Source organism: Brevundimonas phoenicis (genome assembly GCF_047237745.1).
Taxonomy (GTDB): Bacteria; Pseudomonadota; Alphaproteobacteria; order Caulobacterales; family Caulobacteraceae; genus Brevundimonas.
Map to the genome: position 1 here is coordinate 373,252 of NZ_JBDFLN010000001.1, position 15,910 is coordinate 389,161.

At 68.1% G+C, this 15,910-nt stretch carries 14 protein-coding genes; 8 read left to right on the forward strand and 6 right to left on the reverse strand.

All coding sequences use genetic code 11. From position 1 onward, the window contains the following. Positions 1-21 precede the first annotated feature (21 nt). Positions 22-1,530, reverse strand: coding sequence for an ActS/PrrB/RegB family redox-sensitive histidine kinase (locus ABC419_RS01810; RefSeq protein ID WP_412876504.1), 1,509 nt, complete (start codon positions 1,528-1,530; stop codon positions 22-24). Positions 1,531-1,619: 89 nt separating this feature from the next. Between ABC419_RS01810 and ABC419_RS01815 the strand changes: the two genes are divergently transcribed. The 3 genes from ABC419_RS01815 to ABC419_RS01825 all read left to right on the forward strand — a co-directional run bounded on the left by ABC419_RS01815 (position 1,620) and on the right by ABC419_RS01825 (position 4,297). Further along, complete coding sequence (locus ABC419_RS01815) at positions 1,620-2,240, forward strand: SCO family protein (RefSeq protein ID WP_412876503.1); 621 nt, start codon at positions 1,620-1,622, stop codon at positions 2,238-2,240. Positions 2,241-2,337: 97 nt separating this feature from the next. Then, positions 2,338-3,618, forward strand: coding sequence for a polyhydroxyalkanoate depolymerase (locus tag ABC419_RS01820; RefSeq protein ID WP_412876502.1), 1,281 nt, complete (start codon positions 2,338-2,340; stop codon positions 3,616-3,618). After that, complete coding sequence (locus ABC419_RS01825; protein ID WP_412876501.1) at positions 3,584-4,297, forward strand: M48 family metallopeptidase; 714 nt, start codon at positions 3,584-3,586, stop codon at positions 4,295-4,297. The genes ABC419_RS01820 and ABC419_RS01825 overlap by 35 nt, the downstream gene beginning before the upstream one ends. 33 nt (positions 4,298-4,330) lie before the next feature. On the opposite strand, the gene ABC419_RS01830 is transcribed toward ABC419_RS01825, so the two are convergent. The 3 genes from ABC419_RS01830 to ABC419_RS01840 form a co-directional block, all read right to left on the reverse strand. Further along, positions 4,331-6,400: a transglycosylase domain-containing protein gene (locus tag ABC419_RS01830; RefSeq protein WP_412876500.1), complete on the reverse strand. Its 2,070-nt coding sequence runs from the start codon at positions 6,398-6,400 to the stop codon at positions 4,331-4,333. A gap of 197 nt (positions 6,401-6,597) precedes the next feature. Beyond that, positions 6,598-7,218, reverse strand: coding sequence for a class I SAM-dependent methyltransferase (locus ABC419_RS01835; protein ID WP_412876499.1), 621 nt, complete (start codon positions 7,216-7,218; stop codon positions 6,598-6,600). Further along, positions 7,215-8,159, reverse strand: coding sequence for an alpha/beta fold hydrolase (locus tag ABC419_RS01840; protein ID WP_412876498.1), 945 nt, complete (start codon positions 8,157-8,159; stop codon positions 7,215-7,217). Before ABC419_RS01840 ends, ABC419_RS01835 begins: the two co-directional genes overlap by 4 nt. Positions 8,160-8,257: 98 nt before the next feature. Between ABC419_RS01840 and ABC419_RS01845 the strand changes: the two genes are divergently transcribed. The 3 genes from ABC419_RS01845 (at position 8,258) to ABC419_RS01855 (ending at position 11,859) form a co-directional block, all read left to right on the forward strand. Then, the gene (locus ABC419_RS01845; RefSeq protein ID WP_412876497.1) at positions 8,258-9,373 is read left to right on the forward strand and encodes a Rieske 2Fe-2S domain-containing protein; all 1,116 of its coding nucleotides are present in this window, start codon (positions 8,258-8,260) and stop codon (positions 9,371-9,373) included. Between the two features lie 57 nt (positions 9,374-9,430). Beyond that, positions 9,431-10,078: a DUF1345 domain-containing protein gene (locus ABC419_RS01850; protein ID WP_412876496.1), complete on the forward strand. Its 648-nt coding sequence runs from the start codon at positions 9,431-9,433 to the stop codon at positions 10,076-10,078. A 278-nt stretch (positions 10,079-10,356) separates the two neighbouring features. Then, positions 10,357-11,859, forward strand: a complete 1,503-nt coding sequence (locus tag ABC419_RS01855) for a DEAD/DEAH box helicase (protein WP_412876495.1) — start codon at positions 10,357-10,359, stop codon at positions 11,857-11,859. A 79-nt stretch (positions 11,860-11,938) separates the two neighbouring features. Here ABC419_RS01855 and ABC419_RS01860 read toward each other — a convergent pair whose 3' ends face one another. Next, the gene (locus tag ABC419_RS01860) at positions 11,939-13,234 is read right to left on the reverse strand and encodes an OmpP1/FadL family transporter (protein WP_412876494.1); all 1,296 of its coding nucleotides are present in this window, start codon (positions 13,232-13,234) and stop codon (positions 11,939-11,941) included. Between the two features lie 185 nt (positions 13,235-13,419). Continuing rightward, the gene (locus ABC419_RS01865; RefSeq protein ID WP_412876493.1) at positions 13,420-14,190 is read right to left on the reverse strand and encodes a competence/damage-inducible protein A; all 771 of its coding nucleotides are present in this window, start codon (positions 14,188-14,190) and stop codon (positions 13,420-13,422) included. Between the two features lie 151 nt (positions 14,191-14,341). Here ABC419_RS01865 and map point away from each other — a divergent pair, with 151 nt between their 5' ends. Then, positions 14,342-15,163: a type I methionyl aminopeptidase gene (gene map / locus ABC419_RS01870; protein ID WP_412876492.1), complete on the forward strand. Its 822-nt coding sequence runs from the start codon at positions 14,342-14,344 to the stop codon at positions 15,161-15,163. Positions 15,164-15,189: 26 nt separating this feature from the next. Further along, positions 15,190-15,855, forward strand: a complete 666-nt coding sequence (locus tag ABC419_RS01875; protein WP_412876491.1) for a JAB domain-containing protein — start codon at positions 15,190-15,192, stop codon at positions 15,853-15,855. Positions 15,856-15,910: the final 55 nt, after the last annotated feature.

The window sequence follows — 15,910 nt, forward strand, 5'->3', positions numbered from 1 at the left end:
GCCAAGCTCGCAACTGCGACATCAGGTTCCATCGCCTTCCATGGCCGAGGCGGTGACTTCCAGCACCTGGCGCGGCCAGCGAACCGAGACACGAGCGCCGCCGGGCTGGCCCTTGGCGGCGTCGCCGGCGCCGACCGACACCTTGGCGCCGGACCGTTCCAGCAGGGTGCGGGCGATGAAGAAGCCCAGGCCCATGCCGCCCTGGCTGGGGGCGATGGGGGCGGTGACCGGCGGCGGCGTTCGGCGTCCGCGCTTGACCGCCGACCGGCCGGGGCGGGTGGCCGAGGCGATCTGGGCGGCCAGGGCGCGGCGGGCCTTGGCCTGGGGGCGGCTGGTCACATAGGGCTCGCCCAGACGCGGCAGGATTTCGGAGGCGAAGCCGGGGCCGTCGTCGACGATGTCGATCTCGATCCACCCGGCGTCGACCACAGCGGTCAACTGGACGCGGGCGGTGGCGAAATCGGCGGCGTTCTCGACCAGGGTGGACAGGCCGTGGACGATCTCGGGCAGGCGGCGCAGGCGCGGGGCGTCCTGGCCGGACGGGATCTTCAGGGCGATGTCGAAGTCGAGGTCGAAGCCGCGATGCGGTTCGGCCACCTCTTCCAGCAGGGCCTTCAGGCCGATGTCGGCGAACAGGGCGTCGCCCTCCTCGGGCTGGGCCGACAGTTGTTTCAGAATGGCGCGGCAGCGTTCCGCCTGTTGCAGGATCAGGGCGGCGTCCTCGGCCGCCGGACTGTCGGGAGCGGCGTCGCGCAGCATCTCCTTGGCGACGACCTGGATGGTAGCCAGGGGCGTGCCCAGTTCATGCGCGGCGGCGGCGGCCAGACCGCCCAGGGCGGCCAGTCTCTGTTCACGTTGCAGCACGTCCTGGGTCGTGGCGAGGGCCAGCTCCAGCTTGTCGGCGTCGGCCGCCACCTTCCAGGCGTAACCCGAGGTGAACAGCACCCCCGTCACCAGGGCCAGCCCCAGGCCCAGGCGATAGAGGCCCGGCAGTTCCAGATGCTCATGCAGCCGCCACGGCAGGGGCAGGGACCAGGAGAACAGGAAGCCCACGGCGATCAGCGCCATGACGCCCAGAATCACCGCCTGGCGCGCAGGCAGGGCCGCCGCCGCGATGGTCACGGGCGCCACCAGCAAGAGGCAGAAGGGGTTGGCCAGCCCGCCGGTCAGGGCCAGCAGCGTGGCCAACTGCAGAATGTCGAAGCCGAGCTGGGCGGCGGTTCTCGGCCCGTCGGGCAGGCTGCCGTCGATGCGCCGCGCCCGCGCCATGGTGGCCAGGTTCATCGCCACGCCCGCGCCGATCACGGTCAGGCACTCCCACAGAGGCAAGGGGAAGTGCAGGGCGAAATAGGCGGTCAGGATGGCGGAGGTCTGGCCGATCACCGCCAGCCAGCGCAGCACGATCAGGGTGCGCAACGACAGGCCCCGTCCGCGCCGGGGCAGTTCCGGCAATCCGGCCAGTTCGCCGCTGGCCTGAGCCAGAACATGCGGATGGGCGTGCGACGGGATGGGGGCTTCTGTACGGCTCACCGCTCTTCTATAGACCGGGCGAAGAGCGGCTGCACGGTTCGCCGTGTCGCGGCCGCCGAAATGACCTCCGTGCCTGATGAGGAGACGCCATGCCCCGCCGTCCTGTGATCCTGTTCGCCGCCGCCTGCGCGGTCATCGCCCTGGCGCTGGGCCTGATCACCATGGTGGTCGTCGGCGGCCGCCAGCAGGCGGCCCGGACCACGGACGTCGCGACGGGCCAGCCCCTGGTCGGCGGCGACTTCACCCTGACGGATCAGGACGGCAAGACGGTCGATCAGACGATCCTGAACGGCAAATGGACCCTGGTCTTCTTCGGCTTCACCTACTGCCCCGACTACTGCCCGACCACCCTGGGCGTGCTGAACGCCGTGCAGGAGCGGATGGGCGACAAGGCTGAGGATCTGCAGATCGTCTTCATCAGCATCGACCCCGAGCGCGATACGCCGCAGATGCTGAAGGACTACCTCTCGTCTGACGGCTTCCCCGACGGCGTCATCGGCCTGACCGGCACGCCGGAGCAGGTGGCCAAGGCCGCCAAGGCCTATCGCGCCTTCTATCAGAAGGTCGGCGAGGGCGAGGGCTACACCATGAACCACGGCCTGACCGTCTATCTGATGGGGCCGGACGGAAAGTTCCGCAGCGCCGTCGCCCATGACCTGGGGCCCAGCCGCACCGCCACCCTGATCGAAAACGCGATGGAGAAGGGCTGATCACCTTTCCCTGAACGAAGCGTCGCCGGCCTTTTTTGCGGCGCAGCACTCTGTATGATCGGCGTTCCGCATCGGCGGGGGCCGCAGTCGGGGTTTCATGCTCTACGCTTTTCACGAGCTCGCCTATCATTCGGCGACGCCATTCCGGATCGGGGCCCAGATGGCCCGTCAGTTCTGGACCTCTCCGTTCAATCCGGCGTCGGACACGGCGATCGGCCGCACCGCCTATGCCTCGGCCGAGGTGTTCGAAAGCCTGACGCGCCGTTACGGCAAGCCCGACTGGGGCCTGGAGACGCTTGAGATCGACGGCAAGCCGGTTCGCACCACCGAACAGGTCGTCTGGTCCTCGCCCTGGTGCCGCCTGGTGCGGTTCGCGCGCAACATCGGCGACTTGAAGCGCGCAGGCAAACCCGCGGCGGCGCCCGCCGTAGTGATCGTGGCCCCGCTGTCGGGCCACTACGCCACCCTTCTGCGCGGCACGGTCGAGACCTTCCTGCAGGACCACGACGTCTATGTCACCGACTGGACCAACGCCCGCCAGGTGCCGATGCTGGAAGGCCGGTTCGACTTCAACGACTACATCGACCATGTGCGCGAGATGCTGGCGGCGGTGGGGCCGCGCGCCCACGTCGTCGGCGTCTGCCAGCCGGGACCGCCGGTGCTGGCGGCCTGCGCCGTGATGGCGGCCGAGAACGATCCGAACCGGCCGGCCTCCATGACCTTCATGGGCTCGCCCATCGACGCCCGCCTGTCGCCGACGGTGACGAACCAGCTGGCCGAGGAAAAGCCCTTCACCTGGTTCAAGTCGAACATGATCCACACCGTGCCCTGGCCCTATCCGGGCGTGGGGCGGCGGGTCTATCCGGGCTTCGTCCAGCTCTACAGCTTCATGTCGATGAACGAGGACAAGCACGTCGACGCCCATCGCCGCTATTTCGAGGATCTGGTGGCGGGCGACGGCGACGGGGTCGAGAAGCACGAGCAGTTCTACGACGAATATCTGTCGGTGCTGGACCTGACCGAGGAGTTCTATCTCCAGACCATCGACATCGTCTTCCAGCAGCACCTGCTGCCGCGCGGCCTGTTGCAGCATCGCGGCGCGACGGTCGATCTGACCGCGATTACGGACATCGGCCTGGCCACCATCGAGGGCGAGATGGACGACATCTCCGGCGTCGGCCAGACCCAGGCGGCGCACGGCCTGACGCCCAACATTCCCGACGACCGCCGCCTGCTCTACGTCCAGCCCAAGGTCGGCCACTACGGCGTCTTCAACGGCCGCCGTTTCCGCGAGGAGATCTATCCCCGCGTGCGCGACTTCATCGCCAGCAACGAAGCCCTCAGTGTCGTACCGGAACGGTCAGCGTCTGCCGCTTGAGGGCGGCGGCGCCCTGAGGCTGTCGGTCAATCCGCGCGCGCGTCGGCTGTCGATCCGCATCGACGCCCGCGCCGGCGAGGCCGTGGCCGTGGCGCCCAGCGAGCGACGCCTGGGCGAAGTCGTGGCCTTCGCCCGCACCAAGGCCGGATGGATCGCCGAACGGCTGGCCGCGCGGATCGACACTCAGCCGTTCGAGCCGGGCGCCGTCGTGACCTGGCTGGGGCGCCCGGTGCGCCTGGAAGCCAGCGGGGGCGCAGGGGCGGCGCGCCTGATCGACACGCCGGAGGGGCCGGTGCTGCGCTCGGGCGGCGAGGGCGAGGCCTTTTCCCGCCGCATCGAGAACTGGTTCCGCCGCGCCGCGCGCGACTTCCTGGTCGAGCGAACCGACGTCCATCTGAAGACCCTGGGCCAGAAGCCGGTGAAGGTGTCCATCGTCGACACTCGCTCGCGCTGGGGCTCGTGCAGCCCGCACAATCGCTCGATCCGCTATTCCTGGCGCGTCATCATGGCCCCGCCCGCCGTCGCCGACTACCTGGCCGCGCACGAGGTCGCCCACCTGGTCCACGCCGACCACAGCCCGGCCTATTGGGCGGTGGTCGCCCGCCTGGTCGGAGATCACCGCCCGCACCGCCGCTGGCTGCGCGATCACGGCGCGGCCCTGCACGCCGTCGGCGGCTAAAGCCCTGTTCCCACAAGGGGAGCAAGAAAGAACTCAGAAGAAGAGCGCGTCGGGGCGGCGTTCCTGTTGGGGCGCGGCCTGCGGCGGAGCAGGGCGCGCCGCCGGGGGCTGTTGCGGCTGGGCCGGCTGCGGAGCCTGGCCGTCGATGACGACGGGCGGTTGCGCGTCGTCATAGGGCTGCGCCGTGGCGTAGGGATCCTCGACCTGGCCCATCAGGTCGCCGACGGGATCGGGCGGGATCCAGCCCTCGGGCAGGGGCGGGCCGTTGGGGATAGCCTGGACCGCCAGCTTGGGCAGGGCCGCCTCCATGAAGCCGCGCCAGATGGCGGCGGGCGAGGAGCCGCCGGTGATGCGGGCCATCGGCTTGTTGTCGTCCTTGCCGACCCAGACGGCGGCGACGAAGCCGCCCGTGTAGCCGACGAACCAGGCGTCCTTGTAGTCCGAGGTGGTGCCGGTCTTGCCCGCGATGTCGCGCCCGCCGATGGCGGCCGAGCGGCCGCTGCCCGAGGTGATCACCCCGCGCAGCATCTGGTTCATGTAGTAGAGCGGCGGATTGTTGATGGCCTGGCCGCCTTCGGACGGGCCATGGGTGTAGATGACGCGGCCGGACGGGGTGCGGATGCGGCTGATGCCATAGGCGTCGATGCGGCGGCCGCCGTTGGCGAAGGCGTCATAGGCCTGGGCCATCTCCAGCGGGCTGACCTCGACGGCGCCCAGGGCCATGGACGGCTGCAGGCCGATTTCGCTGGTGATCCCCAGGCGCTTGGCGGCGCGGGCCACGCTGTCGCGGCCGACCTGGTCGGCGACATAGGCGGCGACGGTGTTGGTCGATTGGGCCACGGCCTGAGCCAGGGTCATCTGGCCTGAGAAACGGCCGGAATAGTTGCGCGGCGACCAGCCGCCGATAGTCACGGGCTGATCGACCACCGGGGTCTCGGGCGTGTAGCCGGCCTCGACCGCCGCCAGATAGACGAAGGGCTTCCAGGCCGAGCCGGACTGGCGACGCGCATCGACGGCGCGGTTGAACTGGCTGTCGCCGTAGGCGGCGCCGCCGATCATGGCGCGCACCCGGCCGTCGCCGTCCAGGGCGACCAGGGCGGCCTGTTCGACGCCCTTGCCCTTGTCGCGATCCAGGATGCGGCGCACGGCGCGTTCGGCGTCGGTCTGCAGCGTCAGGTCCAGGGTGGTCTCGACCACGAGGTCTTCGGTCGGCTCGCCGACCAGGCCGCGGATCTGCTTGTCCAGCCAGTCGATGAAGTATTGGGCGTGCTGGCTGGCCAGGGTCTTGGACACCCGCACCGGCTCGGCCACGGCGGCTTCGCGCTGGGCCGGGGTGATGGCGCCGACCTCGACCATTTCGTTCAGCACGACGTTGGCGCGGGTGGCGGCGCGCTCGCTCTCGGACACGGGCGAATAGCGTGAGGGCGCCTTCAGCAGGCCCGCCAGCAGGGCGGCCTCGCCGACCGTGAGCTTGTCGGCGCTCTTGTCGAAATAGCGTTGCGAGGCGGATTCGATGCCATAGGCGCCGGCCCCGAAATAGACGCGGTTCAGATAGAGGGCGAGGATCTCCTTCTTGGAGAACTTCATCTCCAGCCACACGGCCAGCATCAGCTCCTGAACCTTGCGCTTCATGTTCTGATCGGGCGTCAGGAACAGGTTCTTGGCCAGCTGCTGGGTGATGGTCGAGCCGCCCTGGACCACGCGCCCGGCCTTCAGGTTCGAGGCCATGGCGCGGCTCATGCCGATCGGGTCGAAACCGGGGTGGTGATAGAAGCGGCGGTCCTCGATGGCCACGAAGGCGGCGGGGACGTAGTCGGGCAGGGCGTCCAGATCGACCGGCGGCGCCATCTGGGTGCCGCGCACCGCGATCAGGGCGCCGGAGCGGTCCAAATAGGTGATCGAGGGCTGGCGATCGACTTCATACAGGCTGGAGGTGTCGGGCAGGTCGCGCGCGAAGACGGCGAAGAAGACGACGGCGAAGATCAGGCCCCAGACCGCCAGAACCGCGCTCCAGTAGAAGAGGCGGCCCATGAAGGTCCGGCGCGGTTTTCTTCCGCCCTGATCGTTCCCATCGGGTCCGCGGTCTTTGCGCGCCATGAACATCCCTCTATGCCAGCGGCGCGAACCCTAGACCATTTTCGGTTCAGTCGGAATCGACTGAACCTAGAACAATGGTCCAGAATTAAGCTGGAGCGAATATCTGGGTTCAGTTGAACGCAGTCCAACTGAACCGATTTCGCTCTAGCCGTTCGCATCGCCGACGAAAACGCCCCCGTTTCCGATCACGGCAGCGTGAGCGCCTATTTCGCCGAAAGAATGGCGCGCGCGGCCAGCCAGACGCCGTTGTCGCCAGGGTTCTCCACCGTCAGATCGGCCTCGGTCAGAAGGGCGCGATAGGCGTCGGGGTCCAGGCTGCCGTGATAGAGCGCCTCGCCGCGCCATTCGCCTATCGCCTCGCCGTGGGCGGGACCGGCGGTGAACATCAGCCGTCCGCCGGGCGTCACATGGGCGGCCAGGGCGGGCAGGACCGCCGTCTGCGCTTCCGGCGTCAGGTGGAACAGGCTGTGCCAGGCCAGCACGCCGTGAAAGGCGCCGTCCGGCAGGCCGTCGCGCATGTCGCCGACGCGCCAGTCGCCTTTGGGCAGGGTCTCGCGCGCATGGGCGATCAGGCCGGGCGAGGCGTCCAGGCCGACGATTTCAAAGCCCCGCTCCAGCAGGGCGGCGCCCATCGGCCAGCCCGAGCCGCAGCCGACGTCCAGCACGCGGGCGCCGGGCGGCCAGCCTTCTGTGAAGCGATCCAGCCAGTCGACCTCGTCCCAGTCGCCTTGGTGTCGGCTCAGGGCGTCGCCCCGGTCGCGAATCCAGTCCGCCGCCTTGTCCTGATACAGGCCGACGATCCGATCCGCGGCTGGATGGCTCATTTGGCCAGGAAGGCGTCCAGTTCGCCGTAGAAGGCCGTCGGCTGGTCGAACATGATAAAGTGGGCGCTGTCGTCGATGCGCTTCAGCTTGGCGCCGGGCAGGGTCGCGAAGGACATCTGATAGATGGCGTCGGTGACGGCGTCGGTCATGCGGGCGTCGTTGAACTTGACGTAGAGCACCTGGGTCGGGGCGGTGATCTTCGCCAATTCGGGGCGCAGGTCGGTCGTGACCAGTTCGCGGAAGGCGGCGGCCGAGACCTTCTGGTCGCTGTCGCGCATGTCCTGAAGCGCTTCCTCGCGGCGGCTCTCGGTGTTGATCATGCCGTTGATGGCGGTGGTGGCCTGGGCGACGTAGGCCTCGCGCGGGCTGGTCGACTGGGCGGTCCAGATCTGATCGGCGACGGGGGTCACGCTTTCGGCCGTTGTTCCCGGCGCGCCGAACATGGCGCCCATGAAGGGGATCATGTCCACGACCATCAACTTGCCGACCAGGTCCGGGTGCCGGGCGGCCAGCATCATGCCCATGGTTCCGCCCATGGAGTGGCCGACGACGGCGGGGTTGTTCAGATGCTGTTCGCGGATGTAGCGGGCGATCTCCTCGGCCACGGGGGCGCCGACCGGCTGGGGCGCATCGCCCTGGGCGTTGGCTTGCGGCGCGGCGCCCGCGAAACCGGCGACATGGATGCGGTGGATGCGATAGCGCCCGGCCAGGTGGTCGACCGTGCCCTGCCAGATGTCGGGCGAGGACGACAGGCCGGGGATCAGGATCAGATCGGGCGCGCCTTCCGGCCCGTCGACGCGGACGCTGAGGCGGTCGGAGGCGAAGGCGGCGTGCGCCGCGCCGTGGGCCGCATGGTTGACGTGGCCGTCCTGAGCCAGGGCGGGGGCGGCGGCCAGCAACAGGGCGGCGGCGATGAAGGCGGCGGAGGCTGTGCGGATCAAGGCGTCTCTCCCAAGAGAATTTGAGACAGATTAATTCATCGGCTGAGGAAGGGAATGGCCTTTGGACGGCCGCCCGTCCCTGCTGCTACAAGGCGGCCATGACCGCAGACGCCGCGCCCGCATCTTCCGCCACGCCTGAAGCCAAAGCCCCGCCGACGGCCTTCGGCAAGGGCTTCGTCACCGACGCCTGGTATTTCGTCGCCCTGGCGCGCGACGTGCCGGTCGCCAGCCTGAAACGCTATGAGATCATGGGCGAGCCGGTCCTGATCGGGCGGACGCGCGCGGGCGAGGTCTATGGCATGCGCGACATCTGCCCCCACCGCGCGGCGCCGCTGTCGGCCGGGCGACTGGTCGAGAAACCGGGCGAGGGCGAGACGATCGAATGCCCCTATCACGGTTGGCGCTTCCGCCCCGACGGCGTGTGCGCGGCCATTCCGTCGCTGGTCGAGGATCAGGCGTTCGAGGCGAACCGCATCAAGGTCCGCTCCTATCCGGTGCGCGAAAGCCAGGGCATGGTCTTCGCCTGGATGGCGGCCGACGCCCGCAACCCGTCCGAACCGGATCAGGAGCCGCCGCAGTTTCCCGGCGCCGCCGGCCAGCCGCGTCTGGTCGAGTGGATGGATTTCGACAGCCATATCGACCACGCCGTCGTCGGCCTGATGGACCCCGCCCACGGGCCCTATGTCCACCAGCAGTGGTGGTGGCGCTCCGAGCATTCGATGCACGAGAAGGCCAAGACCTTCGCTCCGGTCGACTTCGGCTGGGCCATGGTGCGCCATGCGCCGTCGTCGAACAGCCGCCTGTACAAGGTGCTGGGCGGGGCGCCTGCGACCGAGATCACCTTCCGCCTGCCGGGCTATCGCTGGGAGCATATCCAGGTGGGGGCAAAGCAGGTGCTGGCCCTGACCTGCCTGACGCCGGTGAGCGAGACCAAGACCCGCATCACCCAGATCTTCTGGTCCGACCACTGGGTGTTCGGCATCGCCAAGCCCTTCCTGCGGATGGGCGTCGTCGCCTTCCTGAAACAGGACGGCGGCATGGTGAATCTTCAGAACGAGGGGCTGAAGTACGACCCGGCCCTGATCTGGATCGACGACGCCGACAAACAGGCCAAATGGTATCAGCAGCTGAAGCGCGAATGGCTGAAGAGCCGCGCCGAGGGCCGCGCCTTCGTCAATCCGATCAAGGAGACGGTGCTGCGCTGGAAGAGCTGATGGTCAGGGCGGCGGGGGGCTCTGGTCGTCGGCGCTCAACAGCGTAATCATGCGGCCATGAAGCGGGTCGCGCGCATCTTCCGTCTGCATTTCGCCCTGTGGCTGGGACTCGCCGTGCTGGCGGTCGCCGTCGCGCTGACGCCCGCCGGCTGGGACTGGCCGATGCGGATCGCCGCCGCCTGGGACGCCAGCGTCAGCGTCTTCCTAACCGTGACCTTCATCCGCCTGTACCGTCACCGCACGGCTCCGGCCATTCGCAAGCGGGCGGCGGACCTGGATCAGGCGGGCGGCGCCGTTCTGCCGCTCAGTTTGCTGGCGGCGGCGGCCAGCGTCTTCGTGATCGTCATGGAGACGGCGGACGGCGGCAAGCCGAGCGTGGGCGAGGCGTTGTTCTCCCTCGGCACCATCGCTGCGTCGTGGCTGTTCACCCACGTCCTGTTCGCCCTGCACTACGCACACGAATTCTATGCGCCCGCTCACGGCGGCGGCGATCGGCGCGGGTTGATCTTTCCCGGCGAAGAAGAGGCGGACTACGGCGACTTCCTGCATTTCTCCCTGATCATCGGCGTGGCCAGCCAGACGGCCGACATCCAGATCAGCAGCCGTAAACTGCGCCGGATCGCCACCGTGCACAGCCTGATCGCCTTCGTCTTCAATACGGTGATCCTGGCCCTGGCGGTGAATATGGCCGTGAGCCTGCTCTAGGCTTTCGCAGGCCCATTCCTGCCGGGCGCCTTGACTTGGCCGCTATTGAGGCCCATCTGCGCTGCATCGCACAATGCGGTGACCGGCGCCTCCAGCGCGTGTTTGGGCTTCCCTCCCCGGAAGGCCTGTCTGTCGAGCGGCCGGTTCATTCGATTTCATACGTCGTCCATACACGCGGGGCGGCGCCCGTTCCCCGCCCGATTTCGGGCAGGCGACGTGCGCCCTTTGTGAAGGTTGGTTCGTCCAGCCGCGCGCGCCGCCGTTCGTGAAAGACAGACGTGAGCGACACCATCACCTTCGAATCCATGGGCCTGAACAAGGCTCTCCTGACCGCCCTGGCGTCGACCGGCTATGAGAAGCCGACGCCGATCCAGGCCAAGTCCATTCCCGACGTCATGAAGGGCAAGGATCTGCTGGGCATCGCCCAGACCGGCACCGGCAAGACGGCGGCTTTCGCCCTGCCGATCCTGCATCGCCTGGCCGAAAACCGCGTGGCGCCCAAGCCGCGCACCACGCGCGCCCTGATCCTGAGCCCCACGCGCGAGCTGGCGACCCAGATCGCCGACAGCTTCAAGCAGTACGGCGCCCATCTGGGCTTCCGCGTCGCCGTCATCTTCGGCGGCGTGAAATACGGTCCGCAGGAACGCGCCCTGCAACAGGGTCTCGACGTTCTGGTCGCGGCGCCGGGCCGCCTGCTGGACCACCTGCAACAGAAGACGCTGGACCTCAGCTCGACGGAAATCTTCGTCCTGGACGAAGCCGACCAGATGCTGGACCTGGGCTTCATCAAGCCGATCCGCCAGATCGTCAGCCGCATCCCGGCCAAGCGCCAGAACCTGTTCTTCTCGGCCACCATGCCGTCGGAGATCGGCAAGCTGGCGGGCGAGCTGCTGAAGGATCCGGTCAAGGTCCAGGTCACGCCGCAGTCGACCACGGTCGAGCGCATCAAACAGTCGGTGATCTGGATCGAACAGGGCAAGAAACGCGCCCTGCTGACCGAGCTGTTCTCTGATCCCGCCTATACGCGTTGCCTGGTCTTCACCAAGACCAAGCACGGCGCCGACAAGGTCGCGGCCTATCTGGAAGCGGGCGGCGTCGAGGCCGGCGCCATCCACGGCAACAAGAGCCAGCCCCAGCGCGAGCGCGCGCTGGAAGCCTTCAAGAACGGCAAGCTGCGCGTCCTGGTCGCCACCGACATCGCCGCCCGCGGCATCGACGTGGACAAGGTCACCCACGTGGTGAACTTCGAGCTGCCCTATGTGCCGGAAGCCTATGTCCACCGCATCGGCCGTACGGCCCGCGCGGGCAAGGACGGCACCGCCATCAGCTTCGTCGCCGGCGATGAGATGAAGCTGCTGAAGGACATCGAGAAGGTCACGCGCCAGAAGATCCCGGCGATCGACCGCCGCAACGACAAGGCCCTGGCCCAGCTGGACGCCTCCATCATGTCGGCGGGCGTGGCCAAGAAGGCGACCCTGCCCGAGCGTGAAGGCCGTTCGGACGGCGAAGGGCGCGGCGGCCGTCGCGGCGGGCGCAACCCGCACCGCGAAGGCGTCAAGCAGGAGGGCGGCGGTCAGCCGCACCGCCAGCGTCGCGGCCGCAACGGCGCGCCTGCGGCCGAGCGTACGGCGGCGGCCTATGATCCGATGGCGGGCGACCGCGCCCGTTCGTCGGTGCGCGCCGCCCCTTCGGCCGAGCCCAAGCCGGTCGGCGAGTTGCAACGTCGCCCGCGTCGTCGTCGCCCGTCGAACGGCGGCAAGGGCCACGCCGCCCAGGGCTGATGCTCTCGGCGTAGAGACGAATAAAAACGGCGGCTCCTTTGCGGGAGCCGCCGTTTCCATGTCAGCCGTCAGGCCTGGGTCAGAAGGCCCAGCGCGCGCCGACCGAGGCCACCAGGGCCGAGCCTTCGGCCTCGCCGCGCAGATGCGAGGTCATGGCGCCCTGGTACAGGGTGCGGTCGTCGCGGATCGTCGAGTCGCTGAAGGCGATGTAGGTCAGGCCCGCGTCGAAGGTGACGCCTTCGGTCACTTCGGTCGAGCCGCCGACCGAGAACAGCCAGCGGTCGGCGTCCGGGATGCGGGCGGTGCGCAGGCTGTCGCGGGTCGGGGTCGGGTCATAGCCGACGCCGGCGCGCAGCGTGGTCTTGTCGCTGAGGGCGTAGTCCAGGCCGATGGCGCCGGTGGTCACGTCCTTGTAGTCCTGATGGATGACGTCGCCGCCGCCCGTGTATTCGACGGTGATGGCGTCGAACTCGGACCAGCCGATGCGGTTGACCTGGGCGCTCAGGGTCAGCTTGTCGTTGACGGCGTAGCGGACCGAGGCCGAGGCGAACCACGGGGTGTTGAAGCTGGCCTTGCCGCCGGTCGAGACGTTGGCGCCTGCCAGCGGGCCCAGCAGGCCGGCCACGGTCACGTCGCCTTCCAGTTCATGCTCGATCTTGGAGCGGTAGGACAGGCCGAAGTCCCACGGACCCTTGTGCACCTGGGCGCCGACGTTCCAGCCGAAGTCCCAGCCGTCGCCTTCCAGGCTGTTGGAGCCGTCGGGCAGCAGCGGCGACAGGTTCGGCATGGCCGAGGTCAGCTTGGCCTTGACGAACTGGGCGTTCAGCCCGGCGCCGACGTCCAGCCAGTCGTTGACCTGATAGGCCACGGTCAGGCTGGCGTCGCCCGAGCGCAGCTCCGACGTCAGGGCGTCGTAGCGGGCGAAGGAGCCCTGTTCGTACTTGGTGGTGAAGTTGTAGGGGGCGGCCACCGAGACGCCGACGGCGAAGCGGTCGCCGATCGGCGTGGCGAAGGCGAAGTTCGGCACCAGGCCGCTTTCGATCGGATCGACCTCGGTGTTGCGCGGGTTGACCACCGGCACGTCCACGCCGCCCGGATAGGTCAGGTAGGAGCCGGCGTTCTTCACTTCGGAATCGATGCGGATGGCGTGCATGCCGACGGAGACCTCACGGCCGCTGCGGGCGATGGAGGCGGGGTTCCACCACATCGAACCGACGCCGCGGTCGGCGGCCTCGCCCGAGAAGGCGCGTCCGGCGCCGCGCACGGACTGTTCCTGCAGATAGAAGGAGCCGGCGAAGGCCGGGGCGGCGACGCCCGTCATCAGGGCGGTGGTCAGAGCCAGGCCGCCGAGGCGGGCCATGTTCCTGGGGGTCATTTACGCTTCACCTATGTAATGGGCCGGCCATTTTTGTAGAGGCGGCCAGCCTTGGTTCGGGGAGAGCCGTCACGCTAACAGCCACAGCGTCCGTGTCATGAAAGCGTTGCGTCCAAGGCCGGTGTCGGACCCCTTCTCGGCGAAAGCGTGGCGCAAAAATCGCACAATTTCACACCTTGGTGAGGTTACGTAACGGCAATTTCGATGCCTGAAGAACGCAGGTTTACGGTTAGATCGTGTTCCGCAGCGTCAACTTCGGACTGATCTCGACCCCGGATCACCAGCTGGGTTCCGACCTCGCCGGCGGTCTGTCCGGCGCCGAAACCGAAGGGGTAGGAGCCGAAGGACAGGTGCGGTCGCGCGTCGGCGGCGGCGCGCAGGATGTCGGCCACGGCGCCCTCGCCGACGCCGGTGACGCGCAGGGATCGGCTGTGCACCGGCGCGCCCGTCTTCAGGCGCGGCGCCACGTCGTCCAGCATCGCCTCCATGATCTTGGGCACGCCGGCCATGACGAAGACGTTGTCGACCTGGAAACCCGGCGCGTCGCTGACCGGATTGGCGATCAGGACGCCGCCTTCGGGCACGCGGGCCATGCGGCGCCGCGCAGCGTTGAACTCGCCCGGCGCATAGCGGCGCGCGAGGATGGCGAGCGCCTCGGGGTGTTCGCGCACGGGAAGGCCGAAGGCGGCGCCGACCGCATCGGCGGTGATGTCGTCATGGGTCGGGCCGATGCCGCCAGTGGTGAAGACGTAGTCGTGCGCCGCACGCAGGGCGTTCAGCGCCGCGACGATCTGGTCCTGACGGTCGCCGACCACCCGCGCTTCCATCAGATCGACGCCCAGCGGCGACAGGAAGCGGGCCAGGGTGTTCAGATTGGTGTCGCGCGTGCGGCCCGACAGGATTTCGTCGCCGATGATCAGAACGGCGGCGGTGGGGGAGGGCAGGGGCTGGGACATGGCCCGTAGATAGGAAGGGCGCGCGCTTGCGTCAGCCGTGAACCCTGACGGGCTTGAGGTTTTGTGCTAGTCTGACCATCTGAAGTCCTGAAAGCAGCCTCTTCGCCCGTTCCGCGCCCTTGCGGAGCGCGCGCCTCCCCGAAAGCCGAGCATGTACGAGACCCCCGACCTGGAAACCGATGTCTTCGTCCGCAGCCACGAAATCCGCATCTATGACGCGGAAGGGTTCGAGGGCATGCGCAAGGCGGGCCGTCTGGTCGCCGAGGCGCTGGACATGATCGGCGAGCATGTGAAGCCGGGCGTCACCACGGGCGAACTGGACGATCTGGTGCGCGAGTTCACCCTGGACAACGGCGGCATCCCCGCCTGCCTGGGCTACAAGGGCTATACCAAGACGGTCTGCACCTCGATCAACCATGTCGTCTGCCACGGCATTCCCGGCGACAAGGTTCTGAAGGAAGGCGACATCGTCAACATCGACCATACGGTCATCGTCGACGGCTGGCATGGCGATAGCAGCCGCATGTATCCGGTCGGCGAGATCAACGCCCGCGCCAAGAAGCTGATCGACGTCACCTATGACTCGCTGGACCTGGGCCTGGCCCAGATCAAGCCGGGGAACACCTTCGGCGACATCGGCTTCGCCATTCAGAAATTCGTCGAGGCCCAGCGCATGAGCGTGGTGCGCGACTTCTGCGGTCACGGCATCGGCCGGGTCTTCCACGACAGCCCCAACGTCCTGCACTACGGCCGTCGCGGCGAGGGCGCCGTGCTGAAGCCGGGCATGTTCTTCACGGTCGAGCCGATGGTGAACCTGGGCAAGCCTGCGGTGAAGGTGCTGTCGGACGGCTGGACCGCCGTGACGCGCGACAAGTCGCTGTCGTCGCAGTGCGAACATTCGATCGGCGTGACCGAGGACGGGCTGGAAATCTTCACCGCCTCGCCCAAGGGCCTGTTCCGCCCGAAATTCTGAGCTAGTCTCCCTTCCGGGGGAGGCTGATGCTGGATCAACCGCCGGAACAACCGAAGGCCAAGCCGCACCACGCCGGTCATCGCGAACGGCTGCGCGAACGCGCGCGCACGGCGGGCCTCCACCATCTGCCGGACTATGAGCTGCTGGAGCTGTTCCTGTTCCGCAGCCAGCCGCAGGGCGACGTCAAGCCGGTGGCCAAGGCCCTGCTGACGCGGTTCGGATCGCTGGCGGCGGTGCTGGCGGCCTCGGTCGAGGATCTGATGACGGTCAAGGCCGAGGATTCGCGCGGCCGGGCCAAGGGGTTGGGGCCTGAGACGGCGCTGGACCTGGCCGCCCTGCACGAAGTCTCGCGCCGCGTGGCCAAGGAAGAGGCGAACAAGCGCACCGTCATCTCGTCGTGGACGGCGCTGCTGGCCTATGTGCGCCTTAGCCTCCAGCACGAGCCGCGCGAACAGTTCCGCGTCCTCTATCTCGACAAGAAGAACCAGCTGATCCTCGACGAAATCCAGAACCGGGGCACGGTCGATCACGCCCCTGTCTATCCGCGCGAGGTGGTGCGCCGGGCGCTGGAGCTGTCGGCCAGCGCCATGATCATCGTCCACAACCATCCCACTCGGTCAAAAAGATCACGCTGGAGCACGCACAAGCACGCTGAAACACTAGGAAAATTGGGCACTTTTGCCATTGCGTAGTGGGGGCGGTTTTGGCACATTGGGGGCGGTTTAAGGGGTAGAAAACGGCTTCCCG

Coding starts and splice junctions, on each gene's coding strand:
- ABC419_RS01830 (WP_412876500.1), bottom strand. CDS start 6,400: ATGTTCATGGCGCGCAAAGACCGCGGACCCGATGGGAACGATCAGGGC.
- ABC419_RS01860 (WP_412876494.1), bottom strand. CDS start 13,234: ATGACCCCCAGGAACATGGCCCGCCTCGGCGGCCTGGCTCTGACCACC.
- ABC419_RS01865 (WP_412876493.1), bottom strand. CDS start 14,190: ATGTCCCAGCCCCTGCCCTCCCCCACCGCCGCCGTTCTGATCATCGGC.
- ABC419_RS01845 (WP_412876497.1), top strand. CDS start 8,258: ATGACCGCAGACGCCGCGCCCGCATCTTCCGCCACGCCTGAAGCCAAA.
- map (WP_412876492.1), top strand. CDS start 14,342: ATGTACGAGACCCCCGACCTGGAAACCGATGTCTTCGTCCGCAGCCAC.
- ABC419_RS01850 (WP_412876496.1), top strand. CDS start 9,431: ATGAAGCGGGTCGCGCGCATCTTCCGTCTGCATTTCGCCCTGTGGCTG.
- ABC419_RS01875 (WP_412876491.1), top strand. CDS start 15,190: ATGCTGGATCAACCGCCGGAACAACCGAAGGCCAAGCCGCACCACGCC.
- ABC419_RS01820 (WP_412876502.1), top strand. CDS start 2,338: ATGCTCTACGCTTTTCACGAGCTCGCCTATCATTCGGCGACGCCATTC.
- ABC419_RS01815 (WP_412876503.1), top strand. CDS start 1,620: ATGCCCCGCCGTCCTGTGATCCTGTTCGCCGCCGCCTGCGCGGTCATC.
- ABC419_RS01835 (WP_412876499.1), bottom strand. CDS start 7,218: ATGAGCCATCCAGCCGCGGATCGGATCGTCGGCCTGTATCAGGACAAG.